At 71.2% G+C, this 26,190-nt stretch carries 28 protein-coding genes; 13 read left to right on the top strand and 15 right to left on the bottom strand.

Translation table 11 applies throughout. The features are described from left to right. Positions 1–132: 132 nt before the first annotated feature. Complete coding sequence (locus tag OHU35_RS28240; protein ID WP_189723078.1) at positions 133–774, bottom strand: DUF6758 family protein; 642 nt, start codon at positions 772–774, stop codon at positions 133–135. Positions 775–933: 159 nt separating this feature from the next. On the opposite strand from OHU35_RS28240, the gene OHU35_RS28235 reads away from it, so the two are divergent. Then, positions 934–2,157 carry an MFS transporter gene (locus tag OHU35_RS28235; protein WP_189723077.1) on the top strand — a complete coding sequence of 408 codons (1,224 nt, stop codon included), beginning with the start codon at positions 934–936 and terminating at the stop codon, positions 2,155–2,157. A 30-nt stretch (positions 2,158–2,187) separates the two neighbouring features. Here the strand turns inward: OHU35_RS28235 and OHU35_RS28230 are convergent, their stop codons facing one another. After that, positions 2,188–2,772 (bottom strand): suppressor of fused domain protein, encoded by a 585-nt coding sequence (locus OHU35_RS28230; RefSeq protein WP_405507307.1) that lies wholly within the window; start codon positions 2,770–2,772, stop codon positions 2,188–2,190. Positions 2,773–3,234: 462 nt separating this feature from the next. Here OHU35_RS28230 and OHU35_RS28225 point away from each other — a divergent pair, with 462 nt between their 5' ends. Beyond that, positions 3,235–4,350 (top strand): magnesium and cobalt transport protein CorA, encoded by a 1,116-nt coding sequence (locus tag OHU35_RS28225; RefSeq protein WP_189723075.1) that lies wholly within the window; start codon positions 3,235–3,237, stop codon positions 4,348–4,350. Between the two features lie 23 nt (positions 4,351–4,373). Continuing rightward, entirely contained in the window at positions 4,374–4,886 is a 513-nt protein-coding gene (locus OHU35_RS28220) for a hypothetical protein (protein WP_189723074.1), read from the top strand. A 23-nt stretch (positions 4,887–4,909) separates the two neighbouring features. On the opposite strand, the gene OHU35_RS28215 is transcribed toward OHU35_RS28220, so the two are convergent. Further along, entirely contained in the window at positions 4,910–5,665 is a 756-nt protein-coding gene (locus OHU35_RS28215; protein ID WP_189723073.1) for a hypothetical protein, read from the bottom strand. A gap of 225 nt (positions 5,666–5,890) precedes the next feature. On the opposite strand from OHU35_RS28215, the gene OHU35_RS28210 reads away from it, so the two are divergent. Genes OHU35_RS28210 through OHU35_RS28200 form a run of 3 tightly spaced genes read left to right on the top strand, consistent with a single transcriptional unit; the run spans position 5,891 to position 8,939 of the window. Further along, the gene (locus OHU35_RS28210; RefSeq protein WP_189723072.1) at positions 5,891–7,174 is read left to right on the top strand and encodes a magnesium transporter MgtE N-terminal domain-containing protein; all 1,284 of its coding nucleotides are present in this window, start codon (positions 5,891–5,893) and stop codon (positions 7,172–7,174) included. Then, on the top strand, positions 7,164–7,763 hold the full coding sequence (locus tag OHU35_RS28205) for a DUF1003 domain-containing protein (protein ID WP_189723071.1): 600 nt from the start codon (positions 7,164–7,166) through the stop codon (positions 7,761–7,763). The genes OHU35_RS28210 and OHU35_RS28205 overlap by 11 nt, the downstream gene beginning before the upstream one ends. A 42-nt stretch (positions 7,764–7,805) precedes the next feature. Continuing rightward, entirely contained in the window at positions 7,806–8,939 is a 1,134-nt protein-coding gene (locus OHU35_RS28200; RefSeq protein WP_184590765.1) for an Mrp/NBP35 family ATP-binding protein, read from the top strand. A gap of 136 nt (positions 8,940–9,075) precedes the next feature. Here OHU35_RS28200 and OHU35_RS28195 read toward each other — a convergent pair whose 3' ends face one another. From OHU35_RS28195 to sigE, 5 genes are all read right to left on the bottom strand, one after another. Continuing rightward, positions 9,076–9,747: a hypothetical protein gene (locus OHU35_RS28195; protein ID WP_189723069.1), complete on the bottom strand. Its 672-nt coding sequence runs from the start codon at positions 9,745–9,747 to the stop codon at positions 9,076–9,078. A 239-nt stretch (positions 9,748–9,986) separates the two neighbouring features. Next, the gene (locus OHU35_RS28190; RefSeq protein ID WP_184590769.1) at positions 9,987–10,433 is read right to left on the bottom strand and encodes a sec-independent translocase; all 447 of its coding nucleotides are present in this window, start codon (positions 10,431–10,433) and stop codon (positions 9,987–9,989) included. Between the two features lie 208 nt (positions 10,434–10,641). Continuing rightward, a complete protein-coding gene (locus tag OHU35_RS28185; RefSeq protein WP_405507303.1) occupies positions 10,642–12,366 on the bottom strand; it encodes a trypsin-like peptidase domain-containing protein in 1,725 nt (574 codons plus the stop codon). A gap of 131 nt (positions 12,367–12,497) precedes the next feature. Further along, a complete protein-coding gene (locus tag OHU35_RS28180; RefSeq protein ID WP_405509348.1) occupies positions 12,498–13,418 on the bottom strand; it encodes an anti-sigma factor family protein in 921 nt (306 codons plus the stop codon). A 71-nt stretch (positions 13,419–13,489) separates the two neighbouring features. Continuing rightward, positions 13,490–14,260 (bottom strand): RNA polymerase sigma factor SigE, encoded by a 771-nt coding sequence (sigE, locus tag OHU35_RS28175; RefSeq protein WP_229872871.1) that lies wholly within the window; start codon positions 14,258–14,260, stop codon positions 13,490–13,492. A 162-nt stretch (positions 14,261–14,422) separates the two neighbouring features. Between sigE and OHU35_RS28170 the strand changes: the two genes are divergently transcribed. After that, a complete protein-coding gene (locus OHU35_RS28170; protein WP_308400934.1) occupies positions 14,423–15,121 on the top strand; it encodes an O-methyltransferase in 699 nt (232 codons plus the stop codon). A gap of 118 nt (positions 15,122–15,239) precedes the next feature. On the opposite strand, the gene OHU35_RS28165 is transcribed toward OHU35_RS28170, so the two are convergent. After that, complete coding sequence (locus OHU35_RS28165) at positions 15,240–15,407, bottom strand: DUF3117 domain-containing protein (RefSeq protein ID WP_003966491.1); 168 nt, start codon at positions 15,405–15,407, stop codon at positions 15,240–15,242. 382 nt (positions 15,408–15,789) lie between these two features. On the opposite strand from OHU35_RS28165, the gene OHU35_RS28160 reads away from it, so the two are divergent. Further along, positions 15,790–16,593: an enoyl-CoA hydratase/isomerase family protein gene (locus tag OHU35_RS28160; protein ID WP_189723065.1), complete on the top strand. Its 804-nt coding sequence runs from the start codon at positions 15,790–15,792 to the stop codon at positions 16,591–16,593. A 79-nt stretch (positions 16,594–16,672) separates the two neighbouring features. On the opposite strand, the gene OHU35_RS28155 is transcribed toward OHU35_RS28160, so the two are convergent. Together OHU35_RS28155 and OHU35_RS28150 are read right to left on the bottom strand one after the other, a co-directional pair. Then, positions 16,673–17,275 carry a DNA-3-methyladenine glycosylase I gene (locus OHU35_RS28155; RefSeq protein ID WP_189723064.1) on the bottom strand — a complete coding sequence of 201 codons (603 nt, stop codon included), beginning with the start codon at positions 17,273–17,275 and terminating at the stop codon, positions 16,673–16,675. After that, entirely contained in the window at positions 17,272–17,673 is a 402-nt protein-coding gene (locus OHU35_RS28150; RefSeq protein ID WP_229872870.1) for a DivIVA domain-containing protein, read from the bottom strand. The genes OHU35_RS28155 and OHU35_RS28150 overlap by 4 nt, the downstream gene beginning before the upstream one ends. Positions 17,674–17,808: 135 nt before the next feature. On the opposite strand from OHU35_RS28150, the gene folP reads away from it, so the two are divergent. Further along, positions 17,809–18,669 (top strand): dihydropteroate synthase, encoded by an 861-nt coding sequence (folP, locus tag OHU35_RS28145; protein WP_405507300.1) that lies wholly within the window; start codon positions 17,809–17,811, stop codon positions 18,667–18,669. Between the two features lie 9 nt (positions 18,670–18,678). Here the strand turns inward: folP and OHU35_RS28140 are convergent, their stop codons facing one another. Further along, entirely contained in the window at positions 18,679–19,437 is a 759-nt protein-coding gene (locus tag OHU35_RS28140) for a TIGR00730 family Rossman fold protein (protein WP_189723062.1), read from the bottom strand. A 120-nt stretch (positions 19,438–19,557) separates the two neighbouring features. Continuing rightward, the gene (gene dapE, locus OHU35_RS28135; protein WP_189723061.1) at positions 19,558–20,637 is read right to left on the bottom strand and encodes a succinyl-diaminopimelate desuccinylase; all 1,080 of its coding nucleotides are present in this window, start codon (positions 20,635–20,637) and stop codon (positions 19,558–19,560) included. Between the two features lie 85 nt (positions 20,638–20,722). Here dapE and OHU35_RS28130 point away from each other — a divergent pair, with 85 nt between their 5' ends. Next, positions 20,723–21,706: a heavy metal transporter gene (locus OHU35_RS28130; RefSeq protein WP_189723060.1), complete on the top strand. Its 984-nt coding sequence runs from the start codon at positions 20,723–20,725 to the stop codon at positions 21,704–21,706. Between the two features lie 343 nt (positions 21,707–22,049). Next, entirely contained in the window at positions 22,050–22,496 is a 447-nt protein-coding gene (locus OHU35_RS28125; protein ID WP_189723059.1) for an ATP-binding protein, read from the top strand. A gap of 94 nt (positions 22,497–22,590) precedes the next feature. Here the strand turns inward: OHU35_RS28125 and OHU35_RS28120 are convergent, their stop codons facing one another. Further along, a complete protein-coding gene (locus OHU35_RS28120) occupies positions 22,591–23,682 on the bottom strand; it encodes a bifunctional succinyldiaminopimelate transaminase/glutamate-prephenate aminotransferase (protein WP_189723058.1) in 1,092 nt (363 codons plus the stop codon). Between the two features lie 126 nt (positions 23,683–23,808). Continuing rightward, complete coding sequence (gene fdxA, locus OHU35_RS28115) at positions 23,809–24,126, bottom strand: ferredoxin (RefSeq protein ID WP_010047804.1); 318 nt, start codon at positions 24,124–24,126, stop codon at positions 23,809–23,811. A 140-nt stretch (positions 24,127–24,266) separates the two neighbouring features. On the opposite strand from fdxA, the gene OHU35_RS28110 reads away from it, so the two are divergent. Further along, on the top strand, positions 24,267–25,283 hold the full coding sequence (locus OHU35_RS28110) for a GNAT family N-acetyltransferase (RefSeq protein WP_189723057.1): 1,017 nt from the start codon (positions 24,267–24,269) through the stop codon (positions 25,281–25,283). A gap of 30 nt (positions 25,284–25,313) precedes the next feature. Continuing rightward, the gene (locus OHU35_RS28105; RefSeq protein WP_189723056.1) at positions 25,314–26,165 is read left to right on the top strand and encodes a transglutaminase-like domain-containing protein; all 852 of its coding nucleotides are present in this window, start codon (positions 25,314–25,316) and stop codon (positions 26,163–26,165) included. Positions 26,166–26,190: the final 25 nt, after the last annotated feature.

Below are 26,190 nucleotides of genomic sequence, written 5' to 3'. Positions count from 1 at the left end.
CGACCCCTGTCACACCCGAACCCAGAAGTCGCCCCCTACACACCAACGCCCCCAAAGGGGCGCGGGGAACTGCGCTACCAGCCGCGAACCACCCGCAGCCGCGCGCGAACCAAGCCCCCACCGCCCTGGGAACTACGGCTCAAGCAAGCGCGGCGACAACGCCCCGCACGGCACCAACTCCACCTCCGCCCCCGCATCCCGCACATCCGCCAGCACCAGCTCGTCGTACATCAACAACCCCGACTGCTCCGGCCACACGACCGCCCACAGCCACATCCCGAGCGCCTCGCCGGCGAACACCGCACGATCGTCCGGCGCACCGGTCACATGCCACAGCGGTGTCGGCCGCCCCGCGGCAAGCACCTTCGCCTGGGCCGGCTTGTCGACGTTCATGTGCGGCCCCGGGTCGGGACCGTCCAGGCCCGCGTACCGCGCGCCGAGGCCGACGCCCAACTCCTCGGCGACCAGGATCAGCTCACCCATCCCGCCGAGCGGCCCGGGCCCCGTACAGGCCACGGCCGTGGCACGGCCACCCGTGCGGTCGTCCCCCGCGCAGGCCACGCCCGTGAACAGCCAGCCGACCGGCAGCGGCCAGGGCATCCACACCGGCACCTGAGTCCGGTGCACCACGACGTTGAGGGCGTCGACGCTCGGCGGTATCACGGGCTGCACCGGATGAACGGTGCCGTGCACATCGCACTGCCAAGAGTCGGAGAAGAGGCCGGGAGCCCTGACCCGGCCACCGCACTTCGGGCAACTGGGTTCGCCCCTCATAGGGCCCCACGGTCCTACCCCCGCCCCGCCGCGTCAAGGACGATCACCCAACCGGACGGAACCCTTCACCCCCATATTAGATGCAGCTTGCATTAGTTAGCGTGGCTAACTTAGTATGTGTATATACCAACTACCTCGTCTCGGGAAAGGGAGCAAGCAATGGACCCCTTCGACGCCGGAGCGGGCGGCCTCCTCAAGCAGCCCAAGTCCGTGTGGGCGACCGCCGGAGCGTCGGTCGTCGCTTTCATGGGCATCGGACTCGTCGACCCGATCCTGCCGTCCATCGCCTCGGGCCTGAACGCCTCCGCAAGCCAGGTCTCCCTGCTGTTCACCTCGTACTTCCTCATCACCGCGATCGCGATGCTGGTCACCGGCTTCGTCTCCAGCCGCATCGGCGGCAAGAAGACCCTGCTGCTCGGCCTCGCCCTGGTCGTGGTCTTCGCGGGACTGTCGGGCACCTCCGGATCCGTCGGCGAACTGGTCGGATTCCGGGCCGGCTGGGGGCTCGGCAACGCACTGTTCGTCTCGACGGCCCTCGCGGTCATCGTCGGAGCGGCGGCGGGCGGCAGCGCGGCGGCGATCCTGCTGTACGAGTCGGCCCTCGGCCTCGGCATGGCCTGCGGTCCGCTGCTGGGCGCCCTGCTCGGTGACGCCAGCTGGCGCTACCCGTTCTTCGGTACGGCCTTCCTGATGGCCGTCGGCTTCCTGTGCATCGCGGTGTTCCTGAGGGAGCAGCCGAAGCCGGCCCGCAAGACCTCGCTCCTGGACCCGGTCAAGGCCCTCGGTCACGGCGGCCTCGCCTCCGCGGCGATCTCGGCGTTCTTCTACAACTACACGTTCTTCACCGTGCTGGCCTTCACCCCGTTCGTGCTGAACATGAGCCCGTACCGGTCGGGTGCGGTGTTCTTCGCATGGGGTGTACTGCTCGCCGTGTTCTCGGTGATCGTGGCGCCGCGCCTGCAGAAGCGGTTCGGCTCGCTCAAGGTGCTCGGCGGTTCACTGGTGCTGCTCGCCGCCGACGTGCTGGTGCTCGGCTACGGCGACCACACCACGGCCGTCGTCTGCACGATCCTGTCCGGTGCCTTCATCGGCGTGAACAACACCGTCTACACCGAGCTGGCACTCGGCGTCTCGGACGCGCCCCGGCCGGTGGCGAGCGCGGGCTACAACTTCGTGCGCTGGTTCGCGGCGGCGGCCGCCCCGTTCTTCGCACCGAAGATCGAGGAGTGGACCGACCTCCACATCCCGTTCGTGGTGGCGGCCGTCACGGCCGTGCTGGGCGCCGTGGTCGTGGTCGTACGCCGCAAGGCGCTCACCCACGAGGCCGAGGAGCTGGAGCCGAGGCACGCGACCGAGGACAGCGTCACCGTGTTCGCCAACTGATGCTTTTCGGCCATGGGTTGGTGAGGTTCCTCACTCCAGCGGGACGGACTTCCGGGACGGATCCCGGAGGTCCGTCCCCTGGTTCAGCCACCGCTCCTGGAGCGCCTGCGCGCCGTGCACCCGCTTCCAGGCGGCCTCGTTCGGGGTCATCGGCAGCAGCGGCAGGAACCGTACGGGGTCGAGGGGTTCGTCGAGCTCCAGATCCTCGACCAGGCCGCCCGGTTCGGCGACCAGGACCGAGGTGAAGGGGGCGCCGGGCCACAGCGGTTCGCCGACGTCGAGGGAGGCACCGGGGGCCACGATCAGCCCCTCCACCTGCGGAGACGCGGCGAGAACGGCGAGCGGGCGGAGCACCTTGTCCGTCTCGGCGAGCCCCGCGCGGACCGACAGGACCAGCTCCGCGCGCGGCCCCTTGACCGGATCGGCGACCGCCGCCGTGGGCTCCGTCATGGGCTGCGCGGACATGCCGAGGGTGGCGTAGCGGGCGATGCCGCCCTCCTGGAAGCGCAGCACCTCGATGCGGTCCGTACCGAGGAACGTCACTGCCGCGCGCGCGTCCGGTTCGCCCAGCGCCGTACGCAACCGGGCCTCGACCAGAGGAAGAACATCAGCCATGCGGTGAGCATAGAACTCGTCAGTAGCGGGCAAAGGAGCACCTTGACAGTTTTGTCGGCTGCTACTCTTGCCCGGTGGTTCGGGGCAGCACGCAGAAGCGTCGCGATCAAGCCCCGACGCCGATGGAACTCCCTTACGAGGGACCGGCCGGAGGAGGTGGGGCTGCAATGGACCGAAGTCGACCGTGCAGTAGCACCACGCTCTCCCGCCGCTGATGTAGCTGCTCTGTCTCTCTGGCCGGCCGCCACCTCTCGCACTCGCTTCACCGCGGAAGAGCGCTTCGTTTCGTTTTTCCTGATCTGCCTCAGTAGCTGAATCAGTAACGAAGCTCGCCACCGCGACGGTGCGGTGCTCCCCGCTTTGTGGACGTGCCAAACATCAGCAGTCACTACGTCCTCATTCCGGGTAGTTCCACCCGTCGCCGCCGGCGCCTTTCGTTGCCCTCCCGCGAAGGAGCCCGCCATGTCGATGATTCGCGACCTGCGCGCCGTGGTCCGTCCGTCCCGTGTCTCGCTGCGCAAGGACAGTGGCACGTACGACGCCACCCGCAGCCCGGCGACGGCCACCGCCGTCGTCGACTGCGCCATCTACCGGGACGGTCGCCGCGTCGAGACCGAGACCCCGCTGACCCCGCACGAGGCGGTGCGCCTGGTGCGCCGCGACGGGGGCTTCGTGTGGATCGGCCTGCACGAGCCGACCGAGGCCGAATTCTCCGGCATCGCCAGTGAGTTCGGGCTGCACCCGCTGGCCGTGGAGGACGCCGTCCAGGCCCACCAGCGGCCCAAGCTGGAGCGCTACGACGACTCGCTCTTCACGGTCTTCAAGACCATCCACTACGTCGAGCACGACCAGCTCGACGCCAACAGCGAGGTCGTCGAGTCCGGTGAGGTCATGTGCTTCACCGGACGGGACTTCTTCATCACCGTCCGGCACGGCGGCCAGGGTTCCCTGCGGGCCCTGAGGCACCGCCTCCAGGACGACCCCGAGCTGCTGGCCAAGGGCCCCTCGGCCGTGCTGCACGCCATCGCCGACCACGTCGTCGACGGCTACATCGCGGTCGCCGACGCGGTGCAGGACGACATCGACGAGGTGGAGACCGAGGTGTTCTCCCCGGGGCGCAAGGGCTCGCCGCGCGGTTCGGACGCCGGCCGGATCTACCAACTCAAGCGCGAGGTACTGGAGTTCAAGCGTGCCGTGTCGCCGCTGCTGCGGCCCATGCAGCTGCTGAGCGAGCGGCCGATGCGGCTGATCGACCCGGACATCCAGAAGTACTTCCGGGACGTCGCCGACCACCTGGCCCGGGTCCAGGAGCAGGTTCTCGGCTTCGACGAGCTGCTCAACTCCATCCTCCAGGCCAACCTCGCGCAGGCGTCCGTGGCGCAGAACGAGGACATGCGGAAGATCACCTCATGGGCCGCGATCATCGCCGTACCGACGATGGTGTGCGGGGTGTACGGCATGAACTTCGACCACATGCCGGAGCTGCACTGGCGGTACGGCTACCCGGTGATCATGGGCATCACCGTGGTGATCTGCCTGGGCATCCACCGCACGCTGAAGCGGAACGGGTGGCTGTGAGCAGCCTGGATAGGCTGGGGCCCATGACAAGCGAGCTGCTCGGCCAGGCCCTCATCGAGGAGGCCACGAAGAAGTCCGGCCTCGTCTGGGTCCAGGGCCCCGACGGCCCGGCGCGTGCGCTCTGGCACGTGTGGCACGAGGGTGCCGCGTGCCTGATCGGCGACGGGCCCGGCGAGCAGCCGCTGCCGGGTCTCGCCGACGGGGCCGAGGCCCGGGTGACGGTCCGCAGCAAGGACAAGGGAGGCCGGCTGGTCTCCTGGTCGGCGCGGGTCACCGAGCTCGCGCCGGGCTCCGAGGCGTGGGACGCGACGGTCGCCGAGCTCAAGGGCAAACGGCTGAACGCGCCCGACGGCGAGGCCATGACCGGCCGCTGGGCCCGTGAGTGCCGGGTGCTGCGCCTGGTGCCGACCGGGGCGACGGCGCCCCTGCCCGAGGACTCCCTGTCCGAGCCGCCCCTGCCGTCCCCGGCGATCACCCGCCGGGCGATTCCGGCGGGCCTGCCCCGCCTGCTGCTGAAGAAGCGCAAACGCCGGTAGCGGCCGGACGCGCGGAGCGGTCGCTACGACGTCGGCAGCTGCCTGCCGTAGTCCACCGTCTCGTTCCTCTCCGGCTCCCTGAGGGAGAAGTCCTCTCCCCAGGCGGAGAACGTGAGGGTGCCCGCGCCGCCGGCCCGCTCCAGGCGCAGCGGATACGGCTTGCCCTCGAGGGAGACCTCCAGGGCGCCGCCGGAGCCCTTGTCGCCGGTGATGCGGATGGTGCGGACGCCCGCCTGCTCCTCGTGGCCGTCCGTCGCGAGTGTGCCGTGCAGGGTCAGCAGACCGTCGAGGAGGACACCCTTGTCCGTGAAACCACTGAACTTCTTGTACGCGGGGTCGCCCTGCGGCACCTTCACGAACTTTCCGCCGAGCTTGGACGCCGCGGCCGCGTCCCCGTCGCCCTTCCCGCCCTGGCCGTCACCGTGACTCCAGAACCCGGCGTCGGCCTTGACGAAGAGCTGCTCGCCGATGCGCAGCAGTTGGAAGGTCGTCCCCTCGGTGGTGACCGATCCCTCGCCGCCGTCGTCCTTCAGCCGCATGTCGAGCGCGTACGTCTTCTCGCCGCTGACGACGCTGCCGTGCACCCGGACCGCCCCGGCGGACTCGGCGGCCGTGCGGGTCTTGCCCTGGATCTTCCCGGCGGGCAGCCTGCCGACCCCGTTGGTGCCCTCGTTCGGATCCTCCGCGCAGCCGGTGAGCACCGTCCCCGTCACGAGCAGTGCGCACATCGCGCTCGCGAGTACGGCACTACGGCTTCGGCCGTGGCGAATCGGAGTCACAGGTGGAGCTGCCTCTCTGCGGGGAGACCTGAACGGCGTACCGCAGGGTACCGGGCACGTGCGGCCAGGTCGGAGCCAGTCCGTCCGGACCGCCCGCCGACGCACCGCCGATCGGGACGGGCTAGCCTGAAGCCCACCCGAGCGGGCAATTCGGAACAGACGGATACACAGGCAGGCACAGAGACAGGCACCAGGAAACACCCCGCACGAAAAGGAGCCGCGGCCATGGCAGCGGGCGCCCCCCGGATCTTCGTATCGCACCTCTCCGGTGTCGCCGTCTTCGACCCCGCAGGTGACCAGGTGGGGCGGGTGCGCGATCTGGTCGTCATGCTGCGGGTGGGGCAGCGGCCGCCGAGGCTGCTCGGCCTCGTCGTCGAACTCGCCACCCGCCGCCGCATCTTCCTGCCCATGACCCGGGTCACGGCCATCCAGTCGGGCCAGATCATCACCACCGGCGTGCTCAACGTCCGGCGCTTCGAGCAGCGGCCCACCGAGCGGCTGGTCTTCGGGGAGCTGCTGGACCGGCGCGTGACACTCACCGAGACCGGCGAGGAGGTCAGCGTGCTCGACCTGTCGGTGCATCAGCTGCCGGCCCGCCGGGAGTGGGAGATCGACCGGGTCTTCGTCCGCAAGGGCCGGAAGGGAAGCGCCTTCCGGCGGGCCAAGGGCGAGGCGCTGACCGTCGAGTGGACCGCCGTCACCGGTTTCTCCCTGGAGGAGCAGGCACAGGGCGCGGAGAGCCTGCTCGCCACGTTCGAGCAGCTGCGCCCGGCCGACCTGGCCAACGTCCTGCACCACCTCTCCTCCAAGCGCCGTGCCGAGGTCGCCGCCGCCCTCGACGACGACCGGCTGGCCGACGTGCTGGAGGAGCTCCCGGAGGACGACCAGATCGAGATCCTCGGCAAGCTGAAGGAGGAGCGCGCGGCCGACGTCCTGGAGGCCATGGACCCGGACGACGCGGCCGACCTGCTGGGCGAGCTGCCGACGGACGATCAGGAGCGGCTGCTGCGCCTGATGCAGCCGGGCGACGCGGCCGACATGCGGCGCCTGATGTCGTACGAGGAGCGCACGGCGGGCGGTCTGATGACCACCGAGCCGATCGTGCTGCGTCCGGACGCCACTGTCGCCGACGCCCTGGCCCGTGTCCGCAACGCCGACCTCTCCCCCGCCCTCGCCGCCCAGGTCTATGTCTGCCGGCCACCGGACGAGACGCCGACCGGCAAGTACCTGGGCACGGTCCACTTCCAGCGCCTGCTACGCGAGCCACCGCCTTCCCTGGTCAGCTCGATCCTGGACAGCGACCTGCAGCCGCTCGACCCCGAGGCGGATCTGCCGGCCATCGCCGGGTTCTTCGCCACGTACGACATGGTCGCGGCGCCCGTGGTCGACGAGGCGGGGGCGCTGCTGGGCGCGGTGACCGTGGACGACGTCCTCGACCACATGCTGCCCGAGGACTGGCGGGAGACGGAGTTCCATCTGGACGAGGAGGTGCCGACCGATGGTTCCTGAGCGCGAGACCCTGCGCGAGCGCACGCCGGCCGGCGCCACGGCCGCGAGCCGGCCGCGCGCGACCCGGCTCGACCAGCCCGGTGTGCCCAAGCACCGGTTCCTGCCCGAGTACGACCCCGAGGCCTTCGGGCGGATGTCGGAACGCATCGCGCGCTTCCTCGGCACGGGGCGGTTCCTCGTCTGGATGACGGCCGCCATCGTCCTGTGGGTGGCCTGGAACAGCCTCGCCCCGCGCGACCTGCGCTTCGACGAGTACCCGTTCATCTTCCTGACCCTGATGCTGTCGCTCCAGGCCTCCTACGCCGCTCCGCTGATCCTGCTCGCGCAGAACCGGCAGGACGACCGCGACCGGGTCAACCTGGAGCAGGACCGCAAGCAGAACGAGCGGTCGATCGCGGACACCGAGTACCTGACGCGCGAGATCGCCGCCCTGCGGATCGGCCTGGGCGAGGTCGCCACCCGCGACTGGATCCGCTCGGAGCTCCAGGACATGGTCAAGGAGATGGAGGAACGGCAGAACGGCCACCGTCACGACTCCGTCGTATTCCCGGCGGAACGGCCACGGGGACGTGACGCAGACGACCGCTGACAGGCTTTCCTACGCACCGGTACAGCGCCGTACCATCGTCCTATGGCTACGGAAGACGCGGTGCGCGAGGCACTGGCGACGGTGAACGACCCCGAGATCCACAAGCCCATCACCGAACTCGGGATGGTCAAGTCGGTGGAGATCGGCGCGGACGGGGCGGTCGCGGTCACCGTGTACCTCACGGTCTCGGGCTGCCCGATGCGGGAGACGATCACGCAGCGCGTGACCGATGCGGTCTCCGGCGTCGAGGGCGTCACCCGCGTCGACGTCACGCTCGACGTGATGAGCGACGAGCAGCGCAAGGAACTGGCGAACGCCCTGCGCGGCGGCCAGACCGAGCGCGAGGTCCCCTTCGCCAAGCCCGGCAGCCTCACCCGCGTCTACGCGGTCGCCTCCGGCAAGGGCGGCGTGGGCAAGTCCTCGGTGACGGTGAACCTGGCGGCGGCCATGGCGGCCGACGGCCTCAAGGTCGGTGTCGTGGACGCCGACATCTACGGCCACTCCGTGCCGCGCATGCTCGGCGCCGACGGCCGTCCCACCCAGGTCGAGAACATGATCATGCCGCCGTCGGCGAACGGCGTGAAGGTCATCTCCATCGGCATGTTCACCCCGGGCAACGCCCCGGTCGTCTGGCGCGGCCCGATGCTCCACCGCGCCCTGCAGCAGTTCCTCGCGGACGTGTACTGGGGCGACCTGGACGTCCTCCTCCTGGACCTGCCGCCCGGCACCGGCGACATCGCCATCTCCGTCGCCCAGCTGGTCCCGAACGCCGAGATCCTGGTCGTCACGACCCCGCAGCAGGCGGCGGCCGAGGTCGCCGAGCGCGCGGGCTCCATCGCCGTACAGACCCACCAGAAGATCGTCGGCGTGGTCGAGAACATGTCCGGCCTGCCCTGCCCGCACTGCGACGAGATGGTCGACGTCTTCGGCACGGGCGGCGGCCAGGTGGTGGCCGACGGCCTGACCCGCACGACCGGCGCCAACGTCCCGGTCCTCGGCAACATCCCCATCGACGTCCGCCTCCGCGAGGGCGGCGACGACGGCAGGCCGGTCGTCCTGACGGACCCGGACTCCCCGGCGGGCTCGGCACTGCGCGCCATCGCCGGAAAGCTGGGCGGCAGGCAGCGGGGCCTGTCGGGCCTGTCCCTGGGGATCACTCCGAGGAACAAGTTCTAGTTGCGACTCCGCTGAGGGCAGCGCCCCTCAGGGGCGCGGGGAACTGCGCGATCAACTGTCGACGGCCCGCAGCCGCCCGCGCTCGATAAAACCCCTACGGCGAAGGGGCGCCGAAACCAACCCGGCGCCCCACACCTCACGCGTAGGCGGCGATGTCCTTCACCACGGCGAAGCCGAGCCCATACGCACTCATGCCCCTGCCGTACGCCCCGACATGAACCCCGGCCGACGTGGACCCGGCCAGCACCCACCCGAACTCGGACTCCCGGTAGTGGAACGCCGTCGGGACACCGTCCACCGGCAACGACAACGTCGACCAGTCGGCCCCGTCGAGGTCGTCCGCCAGCACCCACGCCGTCTCGGTCTGCTGCTCCAGCCAGTCGTCCCGCAGCGAGTGGTCCATCTGCCCGGGCCACGTGGAGGACAGAAGCCCCACACCCGCGAGCCACGCCGCGGAGGACACCGACGTGGCCTCCAGCAGCCCCGTGCCGTCCGCACTGCGCCGTGAGGGATGCGCCGCGACGGTGACCACGACCGCGAACTTCTCCTTGGCCTCCTGATCACCCCCGGCGACGAACTCGTTGCGCACCTTGGGTTCGTCTCCGTGCCCGATCGACCCGTGCTCCACGGCCCCGTCGGCCGTCGTACCGACCTGCATCAGCCAGCGCGGTCCCGTGAAGGCCTCGTCGAGGCCGTACCACGGGAAGGGCGCGCGCAGGTAGCCGTCGACGTTACGCCGGGCGGAGGGGACCTGTTGTCCGTCCTCCGCGGCCGGCGCCTGCGCGACTCCTGGACTCGTCGTCTCCATGTGCCCGGACGCCTCCTCGCTCTAGTCGGACCGGAACGGCCCGCCCCCCTTCGGGCGTACTCTTCCGGTCCGCACAACAACTCGGCAGCATAGCCACACCGCTGCGAGCAGCAGGGAAAGCGCCCGGCGCGTGGGCCGCACGGGGGCCCGGTTCAGGCCGTACACAGCCCGACCGGAGTATGAAACGCGTCACGCGAGCCGGGAGCGTACGCCCCCGGTGTGTCGCTCGGCAGTGCCGCTCAGGTGGCGTCCGCGTCGAAGGGCGGACGGTCGTCCCGGTCGGGCGTCTCGGGCTTCTTCGTCATGTCGATACGGCCACCGGACGAACCGGCGGCGCCGGAGGACGACGAGGACGAGTCGGAGTCACGGCTGTGGACGGCGTCGGTGACCTCGGCCATCTCCTTCTTCAGGTCGAAGCCGTTGCGGATCTCCTTGAGCCCCAGGTCCTCGTTGTCCAGCTGCTTGCGGATGAACGCCTTGGGGTTGAGGTCCTCGAACTCGAAGTCCTTGAACTCCGGGCCGAGTTCCTCACGGATGTCGTGCTTGGCGCTCTCCGAGAACTCACGGATCTTCCGGATCGTGCGGGTCACGTCCTGGATGACCTTGGGGAGCTTGTCCGGACCGAAGACGAGCACGGCAAGGACGATGAGCGTCACCAGCTCGAGTGGTCCTATGTCATTGAACACCTGAAGCTCCTTGCGATGTCCTCGGTCCTCGGCCCTCGGTGGTCGGCCCTCGGTGGTCGGTGCGGGTCTTGCCGTGGTCCGGGCCGGATCCACGGTACCCGGCGATCCTGTCCGACCGGTACTGTCCCGAGACCTCCGAGTGCGGGGAGTGGGAGCGCTTTCCGAATTGTTTGCCTTGTTGGTCCCTGGTCGTCCCGGACATCACGTCTCAGCTGCCGCCGGAGGAGCCGAGGACGAGTGCGACCGTCCGTTCCTTGCCACCGCGCTCCAGCGTCAGCTCCAGCCGGTCGCCCGGACGGTGGGCCCGGGTCTTGACGATCAGTTCCTCGCCGGAGTGGACCCGCTGACCGTCGACCGTGGTGATGACGTCGCCCGCCTTGATCCCGGCCTTGGCACCAGGCCCGCCCACGGTGACCGGCGGTCCGCCCTCGCTGCCCTCGGCGGCGACACGGGCGCCGTCGCCCGTGTAGTCCATGTCCAGGGTGATGCCGATCACCGGGTGGGTCGCCTTCCCGGTGTTGATCAGCTCCTCGGCCACGCGTTTGCCCTGGTTGATGGGTATGGCGAAGCCGAGGCCTATGGAGCCGGACTGGCCGCTGTCCGGTTCGGAGCCGCTGCCCGCCGAGCGGATGGCCGAGTTGATGCCGATGACCCGGGCCCGGGAGTCGAGCAGGGGCCCGCCGGAGTTGCCGGGGTTGATGGGCGCGTCGGTCTGGAGCGCGTCGACGTACGACACGTCGCTGCCGTCACCCTTCTCGCCGCCCGCCGTGATGGGCCGCTGCTTGGCGCTGATGATGCCGGAGGTGACGGTGCCGGCCAGGTCGAAGGGCGCGCCGATGGCCACGACCGGATCGCCGACCTGCATGTTGTCCGAGTTGCCGAGGGGCAGCGGGGTGAGGCCGCGTACGCCCTTCACCTTCACGACGGCGAGGTCGTAGCCGCTGTCCCGGCCGACCAGCTCGGCCTGGGCGGTCTCCCCGCTGTTGAAGGTCACGGTGATCTCGCCGGCGGATCCGGCGGGCCGCACGACGTGGTTGTTGGTGAGGATGTGACCGCGGTCGTCGAGCACGAAGCCGGTGCCGGTGCCCTGTTCGCCGCCGCCGCTCACATGCAGGGTGACCACGCTGGGCAGAGCCCGTTGGGCGATCCCGGCCACACTGTCGGCGTCCCGTCCCGCGGACTCCTTGCCGGCCTGAGGCAGCTCGACGGTCCCGACGCCTCCGTTCCGCTCCAGATACGTCCCTGCGACGCCGCCGATCCCCCCGGACACGAGCGCCAGCAGCACGGCACCGCTCACCAGCGCTTTCCTGCCCCGCTTGCGCCGCTGCTCCGTACCGGGTACACCGGCCCCGTTCTGCTGGAGAGGCCCGGGGGCCGCGGGAGCCGCCCAGGGGTCGTAACGCTGCCAGGGGTCGGGAGCGGGTGCGGGGGCCGCAGGTGCCGGTGCCACGGGTGCGGGGGCCGCGGGTGCCGGTGACTGTGCCGGGATGCCGGGAGTGGTTGCCGACGCCGCAGGTGCGACGGCCGCCGGCGGGACGGGTGCGCCCGGTATGGACGGCCGGCTCGGTATCTCCGTGCCGTGCGTCGGCGTGGCCGCCGGATGCTGGACGGGCGGCGCGGGCGCCCAGGGGCCCGGTTCGCCGTAGGGCGGGGTGCTGTACGGGTCGGGATCGTGCAGCGGCTTGGGCGCACCGCCGACCGGCACGGCGAGCTCCACGACGGTCTCAGCGGGCTCCTCGGGGCGCCTCAACTCGTAGTCACCCGCGTCCCCCGGTGGATCGTCCCGCCGCAGGGCGGGCCGCGCCAGCTCGAAGTCACCGTCGGTGCCGGCGGAATCCGCCGGGGCCGCCCCCTGCCCCTGCGGCTCCCCCGGAGCGTCCTGCGGCCGTGGACGGCTCCACCACTTCGCCTTCGTGGGCTTCCCCTCGTTCATGCTCTCCCCACAGCCGCGGCACGGCTCGATGCGGTGACCGCGGTTCGTCGAATCGGCGCCCGGCCACAGCTCGGCAGCGGGCGACAACCCCCGGATTCAATCAGGTTCGCCGCCCGGTGCGCAGAGGCCGGTCAGCGGGCCGTCCGTGAGGAGGGGGGAGGAGAGGGGGACGAGGTCGTGTCCGGAAGGGGCACGGCGAGCAGGGGCGCCGCGCTCTCGGGGATCGCGGACCACGAGGTCAGGGCGGCCGGCGCGACCGCTCCGAACGGATGTATCCACGGGGACATGGCCACGGCACCGGCCACCACCGGGGCGGTCAGCGCGTGCACGGCGTGGTGCCGTGCGGCAGGCGGCAATCCGGGCAGCAGTGGTGCGGACACCTCGGTCGGGGCGGCCGGGGTCTGGCCGAGCATGCTCTGGCCGTGCACCTGTCCGAGCAGCGGCGCCGCACCCCGGCGGCGCTGGGATTCCGGCGGCGTCGCGCCCGACCCCTGCGTACGCATCGGCGTCACGTTGCTTCCCGTGCCGGAGCCGCTGCGGGCTTCCGTGTCGCCAGGGGGGCCGGCGGTGACGCCGCCCAGGGCGATCGCCGCCAGGGACACGGCCCCGGCGGCCGCGAACGCGAACCGCAGCCGCGAGGAGGACCTGTCGGTCTCGTGCCGGCCGACGTCGTGGATACGGAATCCCCGGCTTCCCGGAGGAAGGCCTCGGTTGTCGGAAGGCAGCACGGGGAGGTGCGGCCGGGACGGGGCGTACCCGAACTCGAACCGCTCGCCGCGCTTCGCACCGAAGGCCCCGGACGATCCGAACCGTCCGGACAGTCCGCCGGGCAGCCCTCCGCCACCCGGGGGCATACCGTCACCGTCCGGGTCGCCCCCCGCGGGTAGTCCCTGCAGGCGGGCCAGGAAACTCTCCGAGGGAGGCGGTGGGGCCGCCTCCGCGAAGACGTTCTTCAGCCGGCGCTGGGCGTCCACCTCCGCCTTGCACTTCGGGCAGGTGGCCACATGCGCCAGTACGCGCTCACGCGCGTCATGACCGAGCTCTCCGTCCACCAGGGCGGAGAGTCGGTCTCCCAGGTGCTGCTCTGCGAGGTGTCCCTCGAAGGACTCAGGACGTGATCCGCTCACGCGCTCGCGCCCCCTCCTCCCAGTGCGGGAACACGGGGCACGAAGGAGCGCCGCTCGGCACGCGCCTCCGGGGAGCGGTGCGCGAGGGCCTTGCGCAGCTGGGAGCGACCACGGTGGATCCGCGAGCGGACCGTGCCGAGCTTGACGCCGAGGGTCGCGGCGATCTCCTCGTACGACAGTCCCTCGATGTCGCACAGGACGACCGCGGCGCGGAACTCGGGGGCCAGGGTGTCGAGGGCCTGCTGGACGTCCGCGTCGAAGTGCGCGTCGTTGAAGACCTGCTGCGGCGTGGGCTCCTTGCTGGGCAGCCGCTCGGCCGCGTCCTCGCCGAGCGCGTCGAAGCGGATGCGCTGCTTGCGGCGGACCATGTCCAGGAACAGGTTCGTGGTGATGCGGTGCAGCCAGCCCTCGAAGGTGCCCGGCGTGTAGGTCGACAGGGAGCGGAAGACACGGACGAAGACCTCCTGCGTGAGGTCCTCGGCGTCGTGCTGGTTGCCTGTGAGGCGGTAGGCGAGCCGGTAGACCCGGCCGCTGTGCGTGCTGACGATCTCCTCCCAGGTGGGCGGAGTCCACGCCTGCCCGTCCGCGTCGGTGGAGAAGGTCGCGGTCTGGGCGAAGTCAGCGGCGTGGCTGTGGTCAGCAGTGTCGTTCACGGATGTCGGCCTGCCCGCCGATCCGAGGAAGCGCCGGAACACTCCTCCGCGATCTACAGGCGCAGCCGCACCTCCCCTGTCAGCTCTGGTGGTGTCCAGTGGAGCCCCTACCATAGCCACCTCGCCCGTTAGGACCGGATAAGCGGTTTTACGAGAATTTGATCTGGGCTGATACGCCTCGTACTGCTGCGACGACACTTGCTCGGCGTCCTCGTCCATCGCCTGCCCCCCGTCCCGGCCCGTGCCGCTCACTCATCCCTTTAAACGACCGGTCCCATCTGCGGGTTCCCGCACCCAACGGATACAGTCACGCCCAGGCATTCACGGGGACAGGAGAGGGTCATTACCGGCAACCGGCAGACGAGCTGGGCGTTCGCCGACGCCTATGTCGCCGAGGACGAAGCGCTGCGCTGGGCCCGTGACCGGGCTCGTGACGCGGGGCTGCGCTCGGTGACGCCCGGCACGGGCTCCGCGCTGGGGTTGCTGGCCGCCTCCGTCGACGCGAAGGCCGTCGCGGAGATCGGCACCGGCTGCGGTGTCTCCGGGATCCACCTCCTGCACGGTATGCGGCCCGACGGTGTGCTCACGACCGTGGACCCCGAGCCGGAGCACCAGCAGTTCGCCCGCCAGGCCTTCCGTGCTTCCGGCTTCGCCAGCAACCGGGCCCGCTTCATCCCGGGCCGCGCCCTGGACGTGCTGCCCCGCCTCGCGGACTCCGGCTACGACCTGGTCTTCTGTGACGGCGACCGCCTCGAGGTGATGGACTACCTCGCTGAATCGTTGCGGCTGCTGCGCCCCGGTGGGCTCGTCGTCTTCGAGGGCGCCTTCGCGAACGGCCGGACGGTGGACTCCGGACCGCAGCCCACGGAGGTGCTGCGCCTGCGGGAGCTGCTGCGCACGGTGCGCGAGAGCCAGGAGCTGGTGCCGTCACTGCTGCCGGTGGGCGACGGACTGCTGTGCGCGGTGAAACGCTAGCCGGATCGCACGTTAGCGGAGCGGAAGCCGGGGCAGGCGAAAGTCATTGATGAGAAAACAACCGCCCCGGCACCACACATGATGCCGGGGCAGCTGAAAGGGTACGGTCGCTTGCGCCTCAGCCGACGACCTTCTTGAGGGCATCGCCCAGCGCGTCGGCCTCGTCCGGGGTCAGCTCGACGACGAGCCGACCGCCGCCTTCGAGCGGAACGCGCATGACGATGCCCCGCCCCTCCTTGGTCACCTCGAGCGGGCCATCGCCCGTCCGCGGCTTCATGGCCGCCATGCTCGTTCCCCTTCCTGAAACCCAGCTCATCGTCAAAGCCGTCGGCCCCGAGAAGGGCACACGTGCGGCCCTGAACAGGACACGCGACACCGGCATCGAACACATTGCTTCCAAGCCATTATCCCGCATCTCAGGACCCGATGACCAACATCAGTAGGCATCGCTTGGGCAACGCACGCGAGCAAAACCACTCAATTCGGCGATGTGGCTGCGATACTCCGCCACCGCACACACATCCGCCGAACGAAAACGGGTGAGAATTCTTTGACGCAGGTCACACGTCCGGTGCGGTCACCGGTCGGCGATCTCCGTCATGCTGTCCTGCAGACCCGGGACCTACCGGCCGGTAGGTCCCCGAGCAGCGACACGGAGGGGATACGCCATGGCCGACACCGTGCTCTACGAGGTGAGCGACGGGCTCGCGACGATCACGCTGAACCGCCCCGAGGCGATGAACGCGCTGAACGTGGAGGCCAAGGTCGCCCTGCGGGAGGCGGTCCGGTCCGCGGCGGACGACGCCGCCGTGCGGGCGGTGCTGCTGACCGCCGCCGGTGACCGGGCGTTCTGCGTGGGGCAGGACCTCAAGGAGCACATCGGGCTGCTGGTCCAGGACCGGGAGACCGGTTCGAGGCAGACCATGAACACGGTGCGGGAGCACTACAACCCGATCGTGCGGGCGCTGGCCGAGGCGGCGAAGCCGGTCGTCGCCGCCGTGAACGGGGTGGCGGCCGGGGCGGGCTTCGGCTTCGCGCTGGCGGCGGACTACCGGATCGTGGCGGACACGGCCTCGTTCAACACCTCGTTCGCCGGGGTGGCGCTGACCGCCGACTCGGGGATCTCGTGGACGCTGCCGCGGGTGATCGGCCCCGGCCGGGCCGCCGACCTGCTGCTCTTCCCGAGGAGCATCAGCGCGCAGGACGCGTACGACCTCGGCATCGCCAACCGCCTGGTGCCCGCCGGCGAGCTGCGCGCGGAGGCCGAGAAGGTGGCACGGGCGCTGGCCGAGGGTCCGACGGTGGCGTACGCGGCGCTCAAGGAGGCGGTGGCCTACGGGCTGACGCACTCCCTGGAGGAGACCCTGGACAAGGAGGACGAGCTGCAGACGCGGGCGGGGTCCTCCGAGGACCACGCGATCGCGGTGCAGGCCTTCGTCAACAAGGAGAAGCCGAAGTATTTGGGCCGGTAGTTCAGGGAGCGAGCGCGCCGTCGGGAGCTGCGGGTGTCATGTGGTTGACCGCGCCCCCGCGGCGGAGCCGCAAATCGACTCAGCCCCGCGCCCCTGTCGGGGCGCCTCTGGCAACGCATGCTTCCAGGTGATCGTCGACCAGGCCGCACGCCTGCATCAGCGCATACGCCGTCGTCGGGCCGACGAACCGCAGACCCCGCTTCTTCAGCGCCTTGGACAGGGCCGTCGACTCGGGTGTGATCGCCGGGACGTCGGAGAGCGCCTTCGGGACCGGGCGGGTGCCCGGCTCGGGGGCGTGGGACCAGATCAGCTCGTCCAGGTCGCCCGGGGCCCACTCGGTCAGCACGCGCGCGTTGGCGAGCGTCGCGTCGATCTTGGCGCGGTTGCGGATGATGCCGGCGTCGGCCAGCAGGCGCTCGCGGTCCTCGTCGGTGAAGGCGGCCACCGAGGCGATCTTGAAATCGGCGAAGGCGGCACGGAAGCCGGGGCGGCGGCGCAGGATCGTGATCCAGGACAGGCCGGACTGGAAGGCCTCCAGGCTGAGACGTTCGTAGAGGGCGTCGTCGCCGTGGACCGGGCGGCCCCACTCCTCGTCGTGGTAGGTCACGTACTCCGGGGCGGACAGGGCCCAGGGGCAGCGCGGCGCGCCGTCCGGGCCGGGGAGGGCGGTGCCGTCGCTCACGGCCGGTCCTCCTGTCGCGGACCGGGCTTGTCCATGGACACGTGGTTCTCCGCGGACGCGGGGTGCTGCGGGGACACCGGACCGTGGGGGGCGGCCGCCCGGGCGCCTGCCAGGGCCGATTCCAGGTCCGCGATGCGGGAGTCACGCTCGGCGAGCTCGGCGCCGAGGCGGCTGAGGGCGTCGTCCACGTCCCCCATGCGGTAGCCGCGGACGGCGAGCGGGAAGCGGAGGCCCTCCACATCCGCGCGGTCGACCGGGCGGTCCGGGGGCAGCGGGTCCCGCAGCTGCTCGGGGGCGGCCTCGGGCAGCGGGCCGTTCTCGCCGCCGCTCACCACGGCCAGGGTCACCGCGCCGACCACGACGACCAGCGCGACGACCAGGAACAGGAACATAACCATCGCGGGGCCCCCACGGTCAGGTGTCTCGGAGTCTTCGGAGACGGATGTTGTCAGGCTCCGATCGTGCCATGCGAGTCTGACAGTTAGGGTCGCAGGCGGCGGAAGACGGGGACGTACCAGGAAAGGTCACAGGGGATGCTCAGGCTGGGCAGGCGGGAATTCGAGCCGCGCGAGCCGGTGATCATGGCGATCGTGAACCGGACCCCGGACTCCTTCTACGACCGGGGCTCGACCTTCCGCGACGAGCCGGCGCTCGCGCGCGTGGAGCAGGCGGTGGCCGAGGGAGCCGCGATCATCGACATCGGCGGGGTCAAGGCCGGGCCGGGCGAGGAGGTCACGGCCGAGGAGGAGGCCCGGCGGACGGTCGGGTTCGTGGCCGAGGTGCGGCGGCGGTTCCCGGACGTGATCATCAGCGTGGACACCTGGCGGGCCGAGGTCGGCCAGGCCGTGTGCGAGGCCGGGGCCGATCTGCTGAACGACGCGTGGGGTGGGGTCGATCCGGGGCTCGCCGAGGTCGCCGCCCGGTACGGGGTGGGGCTGGTGTGCACGCACGCGGGCCGTGCGGAGCCGCGGACGCGACCGCACCGGATCGAGTACGACGACGTCGTGGCCGACATCCTGGACGTGACCCTCGGGCTGGCGGAGCGGGCGGTGGCCCTGGGGGTGCCGAGGGAGTCGGTGCTGATCGATCCCGGGCACGACTTCGGGAAGAACACGCGGCACAGCCTGGAGGCGACCCGGCGGCTGGGCGAGATGGTCGCCACGGGGTGGCCGGTGCTGGTGTCGCTGTCCAACAAGGACTTCGTGGGAGAGACGCTGGACCGGCCCGTCAAGGAGCGGGTCGTGGGGACGCTGGCGACCACGGCGGTGTCCGCGTGGCTGGGGGCGCAGGTGTACCGGGTGCACGAGGTCGCCGAGACGCGGCAGGTGCTGGACATGGTGGCGTCCATCGCCGGGCATCGGGAGCCTGCCGTTGCCCGGCGTGGGCTGGCCTGAGCCGTCCGGCTAGCGGCCCGCTTCCTTCGACACCAGGGCCACCGCCTCGTCCACGTCGTCCGTGACGTGGAACAGGAGGAGGTCCTTCTCCGCGGCCTTGCCCTGGGCGATGACCGTCTTGCGGAGCCAGTCGACCAGGCCGCCCCAGTACTCGCTGCCGAAGAGGACGATCGGGAAGCGGGTGACCTTCTGGGTCTGGACGAGGGTGAGGGCCTCGAAGAGTTCGTCGAGGGTGCCGAGGCCGCCGGGCAGGACCACGAAGCCCTGGGCGTACTTGACGAACATCATCTTCCGGACGAAGAAGTAGCGGAAGTTGAGGCCGATGTCGACGTACGGGTTCAGCCCCTGCTCGAAGGGCAGTTCGATACCCAGGCCGACCGAGATGCCCTTGGCCTCCAGGGCGCCCTTGTTGGCCGCCTCCATGGCGCCCGGGCCGCCGCCCGTGATGACCGCGAAGCCCGCCTCCACCAGGCCCCGGCCCAGCCGGACGCCCGCGTCGTACTCGGGTGACTCCGCCGAGGTCCGGGCCGAGCCGAACACGCTGATCGCGGGCGGGAGTTCGGCGAGCGTGCCGAAGCCCTCGATGAACTCCGACTGGATGCGCAGCACACGCCAGGGGTCGGTGTGGACCCAGTCGGAGGGGGCCCGCTCGTCCAGCAGCCGCTGGTCGGTGGTGCTGGCCTGCACCTGGTCCCGCCGCTGGAGGACCGGGCCCAGGCGCTTCTCCTCCGGCGGCTGCTTCTTCCCCTCGGGGTTGCCGGTCGCCATGTGCGCTCCCTCCGTCGTGCCTGTCGTTCCACCTCAGCGTAGATCTACGCGGGTTACGAACGAGGGACGTGAGCATGTCCGCGATGAAGCGCCGTAAACACGAGGGCGCCCCGGACGGGATCAGGCCGTCAGCCAGCTCCTCAGGCGCTCCTCGCCCGCGAGGATCTTCGCGGTCTCCACGCGCTCGTCCCGCTTGTGGGCCAGGTGGGGGTTGCCCGGGCCGTAGTTGACCGCCGGGACGCCGAGCGCCGAGAAGCGGGAGACGTCCGTCCAGCCGTACTTCGGCATCGGGGTGCCGCCCACCGCCTCGATGAACGCCTTCGCCGCCGGGTGGGACAGGCCCGGCATCGCCGCGCCACTGTGGTCGACGACCTCGAACTCCGCCACGCCGCAGTCCGCGAAGACCTCCCGGACGTGGGCGACGGCCTCCTCGGGCGTGCGGTCGGGCGCGTACCGGAAATTGACGGTGACGACGCACTCGTCGGGGATCACGTTGCCGGCCACTCCCCCGCCGACGCCCACCGCGTTCAGGCCCTCGCGGTACTCCAAGCCGTCGATGACGGGCCGGCGAGGCTCGTAGGAGGCCAGGCGGGCGAGGATCGGGGCGGCCGCGTGGATCGCGTTGGAGCCCATCCAGCCACGTGCCGAGTGGGCCCGCTCGCCCGTGGTCTTCAGCAGCACCCGCAGGGTGCCCTGACAGCCGCCCTCGACCTGGCCGTCCGAGGGCTCCAGGAGGACCGCGAAGTCGCCCTCCAGCCACTCGGGGTGCGCCTCGGAGACGTGCTTGAGGCCGTTCAGCTCCGCGGCGACCTCCTCGTTGTCGTAGAAGACGAAGGTCAGGTCGCGGTTGGGGGCCGGGACCGTCGCCGCGACGCGCAGCTGCACCGCGACACCCGACTTCATGTCGCAGGTGCCGCAGCCCCACAGGACGCCGTCCTCGTCGAGCCGGGAGGGGACGTTGTCCGCGATCGGGACGGTGTCGATGTGACCGGCCAGGATCACCCGCTCCGGGCGGCCCAGGTTCGTACGGGCCACGACGTTGTTGCCGTACCGGTCGACCGTCAGGTGGGGCAGCGCGCGCAGCGCGGTCTCGATCGCGTCCGCGAGCGGCTTCTCGGTGCCGCTCTCGGAGCGGAAGTCGACGAGCCGGGCGGTGAGCTCCGCGGCGTCCAGCGTGAGGTCAAGCGAGGTGTCGGCCATGCCGTCGACCCTAACGCGCCAGACCCCGTGCCCTCCCGCCCCACCGGGCGCATGAGGATCCGTACTCTCCAGTACCTTGTACCGCGTGCCAGAGCCGTCCTCCCCCAAGCGTCGTGGCCGCCTCTTCCGATGCGGGTCCGCCTTCGTGACCCTGCTCGCGGTCGCCGGTTACCTCGTCGTGCAGTACATCACCGGAGGCACGGGCGAACCGGGCTGCAAGGTCGTCTCGGGCAAGGGCGACGGGGCGTCGTACGCGTTCTCGCCCGAGCAGGCCGTGAACGCGGCGACGATCACCGCCGTGGGCACCGGGCGCGGACTGCCGGAGCGGGCCGTGACCATCGCGCTGGCCACCGCGCTGCAGGAGTCGAGCCTGCGCAACATCAGCCACGGCGACCGGGACTCGCTCGGCCTGTTCCAGCAGCGGCCCTCGCAGGGCTGGGGCACGCGGGAGGAGATCCTGGACCCGACGTACTCGGCCGGCGAGTTCTACGACCACCTGGTCAAGGTGCCCGGCTACACACGGCTGCCCCTCACCGTCGCCGCGCAGCGCGTGCAGCGCAGCGGCTTCCCGCAGGCCTACGCCAAGCACGAGCCGGACGCCGCGCTGCTCGCCGCCGCTCTGACCGGCCAGTCCGCGGCCACGCTGACCTGCGAGGGCCGCCCGGGCGCGACCCGGGCGACGGGCCCGGACGGGGTGCGTACGGCGCTCGTGCGGGACTTCGGGCGCGATGTGCTGGAGCCGGCCGGTGCCCAGGTGGGCGGCTCGTCGGCGGCCACGCCGGCGCCTTCCCCGAGCGGCGGTACGGGCGAATCCGGCGGGCGGACGGTGACGCTGCCGGTGACCGCCGACACGGGTTCCGCGACCGGGCGGAGCCTGGAGCGGCGCGGCTGGCAGCTGGCGCACTGGGCCGTGGCCAACGCCTCCGAGCTGCACATCGCGCGCGTGACGTACGCCGGGCGTGAGTGGGTCGCCGGGAACACCGCCAGCGAGTGGCGTGCTCCGACGGCCAAGAGCACCGCGGGTGCGGAACGGGACGCGGAAGCCGTCCGTATTGTCACGATGCGCTAGATCGCGCAGGGGTACGGGAACTCACCCCTGGGGGTTACCAGCGCGGCTCGGCCGTGACGGTGTGCGCAGGTTTTCGCACCCTCACCCTGGAATCCGTGAAAACCCTTGGGCGTACAGGGCCGGAAGGATTCGGCGGACTTTCCGGCGGGGGCCTTTTTGCCCGTTTGTCCACAGCCGATTATGCGACGCATTACCAACTCTTTACGTTGCGACGCCGCAACCTTCCAGGGCTTCGAGCGGTAGTCACTGCGTCCGAGCCGGGCGGTCCACAGCCAGTCGATCAACTCCCGGAGCCGGTCGGACACTTCACGAACCTCACTGTTCTCTCCGTCGAAGGAGCACCATGTCCCTCCCCCTGACCCGTCGGATCGCCCGTGCCGCGCTCATTGTCGCTGCGGGAGCGGCTGCCGGGGTCGGTGCGGCCGGCTCCGCCAGTGCGGCCCCCGAGCTGCCGGCCAACCCGAACCTCGGCGGACTGACCGCCCTGGACGGGGCGAACGTCGGCAACACCGTCGACGGCGCGGCGACGGACGTCAGCAAGACCGCCGGCGACACCGGCAGCAAGACCGTCAAGAAGGCGGTGCCGGCCGCGGGCAAGCTCGGCGGCAAGACGGTCAAGAAGGCCACGCCCGTCGCGCAGAAGGCGGCCGGTGAGGCTGCGGGCTCCGCCGGGCAGCTCGTCGGTGAAGCCGCCGGTTCGGCGCAGGGGGGCCTGCCGACGGACTCTCTGACGAAGGGTGGCGTGCCGTCCGCGAACACGCTGCCGGCGAAGGGCCTGCCGGTCGGCTGACGCCGGGCTCAGACCGCTGAAGGGGTCCAGGGACTGTGTCCCTGGACCCCTTCGCCGTGTTCCGTGCCTGCCGGACGCCGGCAGTCCGCGGCGGCTACAGGCGTCGTACCGCCGCGGCGATCCGCTCGTCCGTCGCCGTCAGGGCCACGCGGACGAACTCCGCGCCGGCCGAGCCGTAGAAGTCGCCGGGGGCGACGAGGATGCCGCGTTCCGCGAGGTGGGCGACCGTGTCCCAGCAGGATTCGCCCCTGGTGGCCCACAGGTAGAGGCTGGCCTCGCTGTGCTCGATGCGGAAGCCGTGGGACAGGAGGGCCTCGCGCAGGAGCGCCCGGCGGGACGCGTAGCGCTCGCGCTGGACGCGGACGTGGTCGTCGTCGCTCAGGGCCGCCACGACCGCCGCCTGCGTCGGCGCGGACGTCATCATGCCGCCGTGCTTGCGGATCTCCAGGAGAGGGCCCAGGACGGCCGGGTCGCCGGCCAGGAAGGCCGCGCGGTAGCCCGCGAGGTTCGAGCGCTTGGAGAGGGAATGGACGGACACGATGCCGTCGTACGAGCCGCCGTTGACGTCGGGGTGCAGCACCGAGACCGGGTCGGCCTCCCAGCCCAGCTCCAGGTAGCACTCGTCGGAGAAGAGCAGAATGCCGTGCTCACGGGCCCACGCCACGATCCGGGTGAGGTCCGCCTTCGACAGGACCTTGCCCGTGGGGTTCGACGGGGAGTTCAGCCAGAGGAGCTTCAGGCCCTCGGGGTCCAGCTCCGTCGGGTCGTCGTAGACCTCGTACTCGGCGCGGGCCAGGCGGGCGCCCACCTCGTACGTCGGGTAGGCCAGGCGCGGGTAGGCCACCCGGTCGCCGGGGCCGAGGCCCAGCTGGGTCGGGAGCCAGGCGACGAGTTCCTTGGAGCCGACGATCGGCAGGACGTGGCGGTGGGTGACGTCGCGGGCGCCGAGGCGGCGCTCGACCCAGCCGGTGATCGCGTCGCGCAGCTCGGGCGTGCCCCAGACGGTCGGGTAGCCCGGCGAGTCCGCCGCGCCGACCAGCGCTTTCTGGATCAGCTCGGGGACCGGGTCGACCGGGGTGCCGACGGACAGGTCCACGATGCCGTCCGGGTGGGCGGCGGCCGTGGCCTTGAACGGCGTCAGCTTGTCCCAGGGAAAAGCGGGGAGACGGTCGGAGACTGCGGACACGGTTTCTGGCTCACTTTCCGGTACGTACGAGCCGTCCAGGGCAAACGCCTCGGCCCCGTACGGCGATCAGGGCGTGATCGGGCCGTACGGGACCGAGGCGGCACGGTGTGCGGCCGCTTGCGGTGACTAGGCCTGCGGCGGCAGCGCGGCGATGAAGGGGTGGTCGCGCTCGATCAGCCCCAGCTTGCTGGCGCCGCCGGGCGAGCCGAGCTCGTCGAAGAACTCGACGTTCGCCTTGTAGTAGTCCTTCCACTCCTCCGGGGTGTCGTCCTCGTAGAAGATCGCCTCGACCGGGCAGACCGGCTCACAGGCACCACAGTCGACGCATTCGTCCGGGTGGATGTACAAGGACCGGGAGCCCTCGTAGATGCAGTCGACCGGGCACTCCTCGATGCACGCCTTGTCCTTGACGTCGACACAAGGCTGCGCGATGACGTAGGTCACGCTGTCGTTCCTCCTCGATAGGGCGCTGGCGGGCCTCCTCAGGCTCCGCCGCCTGGCGCGCGGGAGCGCGGCGTCGTCGATGCCCGCCTCTAGTATCTCCGTTCTTGGGCATGATCCGAACAGGAGGGGTGTACGGACCTGTGGAAATCTCTGCCGCCGGTCGCCTCGAGGTGGCTATCACCGCTGCTGACGTGGGCAAACGGGTCTCCGTACGGAGCTTGATCGAACATGCGGCTCCAGGTGAGAAGTTCACCGACACGGTCGGCGTTCTCACATCATGGGACAAGGGTGTGCTGCTCATCACACGCAGGAGCGGCGAGAGTGTCCGCATCGCGGAATCCTCGCTGGTCGCGGGCAAGGTGGTGCCCGCCGCTCCGGCGCGTCGCCGTGGTCCGGCCGCCTCGTACGAGGAACTGGCCCGGGTCGCAGCGCGGGCCTGGCGGCCCGTGGAGAGCGAGCGGCTCGGGGACTGGGAGCTGCGGGCCGCGTCCGGGTTCACGCGGCGGGCCAATTCGGTACTGCCGCTCGGCGAGCCGGGGGTGCCGCTCGACGAGGCGCTCGGCGCTGTGCGGCGCTGGTACGGCGACCGCGGGCTGCCCGCCTACGTCCAGACCGCGACCGGCGCCGAGGGCACGCAGGAGCTGCTGTGCGCCGAGCTGGAGGCGCGGGGCTGGGTGCGGGAGGTGACCGCCGAGCTGTGGGTCGGGCCGCTGGCGCCGGTCGCCGACCGTGCGGAGCCGTCCGGGGTCGTGCTGTCCCGGGAGGCGGATGAGGCGTGGCTGGCCCGGTACCAGCGCAGGGGCGTGAGCGACGTGGCGCTGCGGGTGCTCGGGAGCGGGCCCTCGGTGTGGTTCGCGACGGTGCCCGGTGCCACGGAGGAAGCCGCTCCGGACGCCATCGGGCGGTGTGTCGTCGACGGGCGGTGGGCCGGGTTCGCCGCCGTCGAGGTCGATCCGGCGCTGCGGCGGCAGGGGCTGGGCACGGCGGTGATGGCGGCGCTGGCCCGGCGGGCCCTCGACGAGGGTGCGTCGGCCGCGTGGCTCCAGGTCGAGGCCGAGAACGCGGGAGCGCGGGAGCTGTACGCCGGGATGGGCTTCGCCGCGCACCATGCCTACCACCACTACCGGGCGCCGGAATCCGGCGGCACCGGCCGGTAACCGATCGTCGCGAGAGGGCACCAGCAAGCTATGCGTCCCCCCTATCCCCCGTCCCCGGAGCGTTCCGCCGAGCTGCGGCGGCGCTTCGCCGAGGAGGCCCGATCCGAGCGGCCCGATCTGTCGGCGCTGTGCCTGCTGCTGGGCGCGGAGGCGGACCGGGAGCTGGACGAGGCGGGCCTGGACGCCGCGCAGGTCGAGCTGGACCGGCTGGCCGGGCTGCTGCCGTACCGTCCCGGCGGGCCGCGGGCCTGGGCGGTCGCCCTGCGGGAGCTGCTCGGTGAGCGGATGGGATTCGGCGGCAGCCCGGCCGACTACCAGCGGCTGGAGTCCTCGCTGCTGCACGAGGTGCTGGTGCGGCGCAGGGGGTTGCCGATTCTGCTGTCCGTGGTGTGGATGGAGGTGGCCCGGCGGGCCGGGGCGCCGGTGTACGGGGTGGCTCTGCCGGGGCATTTCGTGGTCGGGTTCGGGCCCGACGAGGGGCAGGTGCTCGCGGACCCGTTCGACGGGGGGCGGGTGCTGACGGGGGCGGACGCGGAGGTGCTGGTCGCCGGGGCCACGGGGACGGGGCTCGATCCGGCGATGCTGCGGCCGGCGGATCCGCTCGATGTGGTGCTGCGGATTCTGAACAACGTGCGGGCGTGGGCGGCGGCTCGGCCGGAGCGGTCGGACGTCTCGCTGTGGGCGGTCGAGTTGTCGCTGCTGTTGCCTTCGCATCCGGCCCGGTTGCGGTACGAGCGGGCGCGGTTGCTGGTGCAGCGGGGGGATTTCGTGCCGGGGGCCTTGGAGTTGGAGGCGTACGCGGACGTCGTGGCGGCGGTGGATGAGGGGGCTGCCGAGCGGGTTCGGGGGGAGGCTTTCGCGGCTCGGGCGATGCTCAACTGAAGCCGTCTCGCCGTAGGGCCTGTGT

It is taken from the genome of Streptomyces purpurascens (genome assembly GCF_045040895.1).
Lineage (GTDB): Bacteria > Actinomycetota > Actinomycetes > Streptomycetales > Streptomycetaceae > Streptomyces > Streptomyces purpurascens.
Note: the sequence above shows the minus strand (reverse complement) of the source record. Positions and strands in the feature narration are given on the sequence as shown.

Excerpts from the sequence above, each read along its gene's own strand:
- OHU35_RS28240 (WP_189723078.1), bottom strand. The coding sequence starts at position 774 with ATGAGGGGCGAACCCAGTTGCCCGAAGTGCGGTGGCCGGGTCAGGGCT.
- OHU35_RS28235 (WP_189723077.1), top strand. The coding sequence starts at position 934 with ATGGACCCCTTCGACGCCGGAGCGGGCGGCCTCCTCAAGCAGCCCAAG.
- OHU35_RS28230 (WP_405507307.1), bottom strand. The coding sequence starts at position 2,772 with ATGGCTGATGTTCTTCCTCTGGTCGAGGCCCGGTTGCGTACGGCGCTG.
- OHU35_RS28225 (WP_189723075.1), top strand. The coding sequence starts at position 3,235 with ATGTCGATGATTCGCGACCTGCGCGCCGTGGTCCGTCCGTCCCGTGTC.
- OHU35_RS28220 (WP_189723074.1), top strand. The coding sequence starts at position 4,374 with ATGACAAGCGAGCTGCTCGGCCAGGCCCTCATCGAGGAGGCCACGAAG.
- OHU35_RS28210 (WP_189723072.1), top strand. The coding sequence starts at position 5,891 with ATGGCAGCGGGCGCCCCCCGGATCTTCGTATCGCACCTCTCCGGTGTC.
- OHU35_RS28205 (WP_189723071.1), top strand. The coding sequence starts at position 7,164 with ATGGTTCCTGAGCGCGAGACCCTGCGCGAGCGCACGCCGGCCGGCGCC.
- OHU35_RS28200 (WP_184590765.1), top strand. The coding sequence starts at position 7,806 with ATGGCTACGGAAGACGCGGTGCGCGAGGCACTGGCGACGGTGAACGAC.
- OHU35_RS28195 (WP_189723069.1), bottom strand. The coding sequence starts at position 9,747 with ATGGAGACGACGAGTCCAGGAGTCGCGCAGGCGCCGGCCGCGGAGGAC.
- OHU35_RS28185 (WP_405507303.1), bottom strand. The coding sequence starts at position 12,366 with ATGAACGAGGGGAAGCCCACGAAGGCGAAGTGGTGGAGCCGTCCACGG.
- sigE (WP_229872871.1), bottom strand. The coding sequence starts at position 14,260 with ATGGTAGGGGCTCCACTGGACACCACCAGAGCTGACAGGGGAGGTGCG.
- OHU35_RS28165 (WP_003966491.1), bottom strand. The coding sequence starts at position 15,407 with ATGGCGGCCATGAAGCCGCGGACGGGCGATGGCCCGCTCGAGGTGACC.
- OHU35_RS28160 (WP_189723065.1), top strand. The coding sequence starts at position 15,790 with ATGGCCGACACCGTGCTCTACGAGGTGAGCGACGGGCTCGCGACGATC.
- OHU35_RS28150 (WP_229872870.1), bottom strand. The coding sequence starts at position 17,673 with ATGGTTATGTTCCTGTTCCTGGTCGTCGCGCTGGTCGTCGTGGTCGGC.
- folP (WP_405507300.1), top strand. The coding sequence starts at position 17,809 with ATGCTCAGGCTGGGCAGGCGGGAATTCGAGCCGCGCGAGCCGGTGATC.
- OHU35_RS28140 (WP_189723062.1), bottom strand. The coding sequence starts at position 19,437 with ATGGCGACCGGCAACCCCGAGGGGAAGAAGCAGCCGCCGGAGGAGAAG.
- dapE (WP_189723061.1), bottom strand. The coding sequence starts at position 20,637 with ATGGCCGACACCTCGCTTGACCTCACGCTGGACGCCGCGGAGCTCACC.
- OHU35_RS28125 (WP_189723059.1), top strand. The coding sequence starts at position 22,050 with ATGTCCCTCCCCCTGACCCGTCGGATCGCCCGTGCCGCGCTCATTGTC.
- OHU35_RS28105 (WP_189723056.1), top strand. The coding sequence starts at position 25,314 with ATGCGTCCCCCCTATCCCCCGTCCCCGGAGCGTTCCGCCGAGCTGCGG.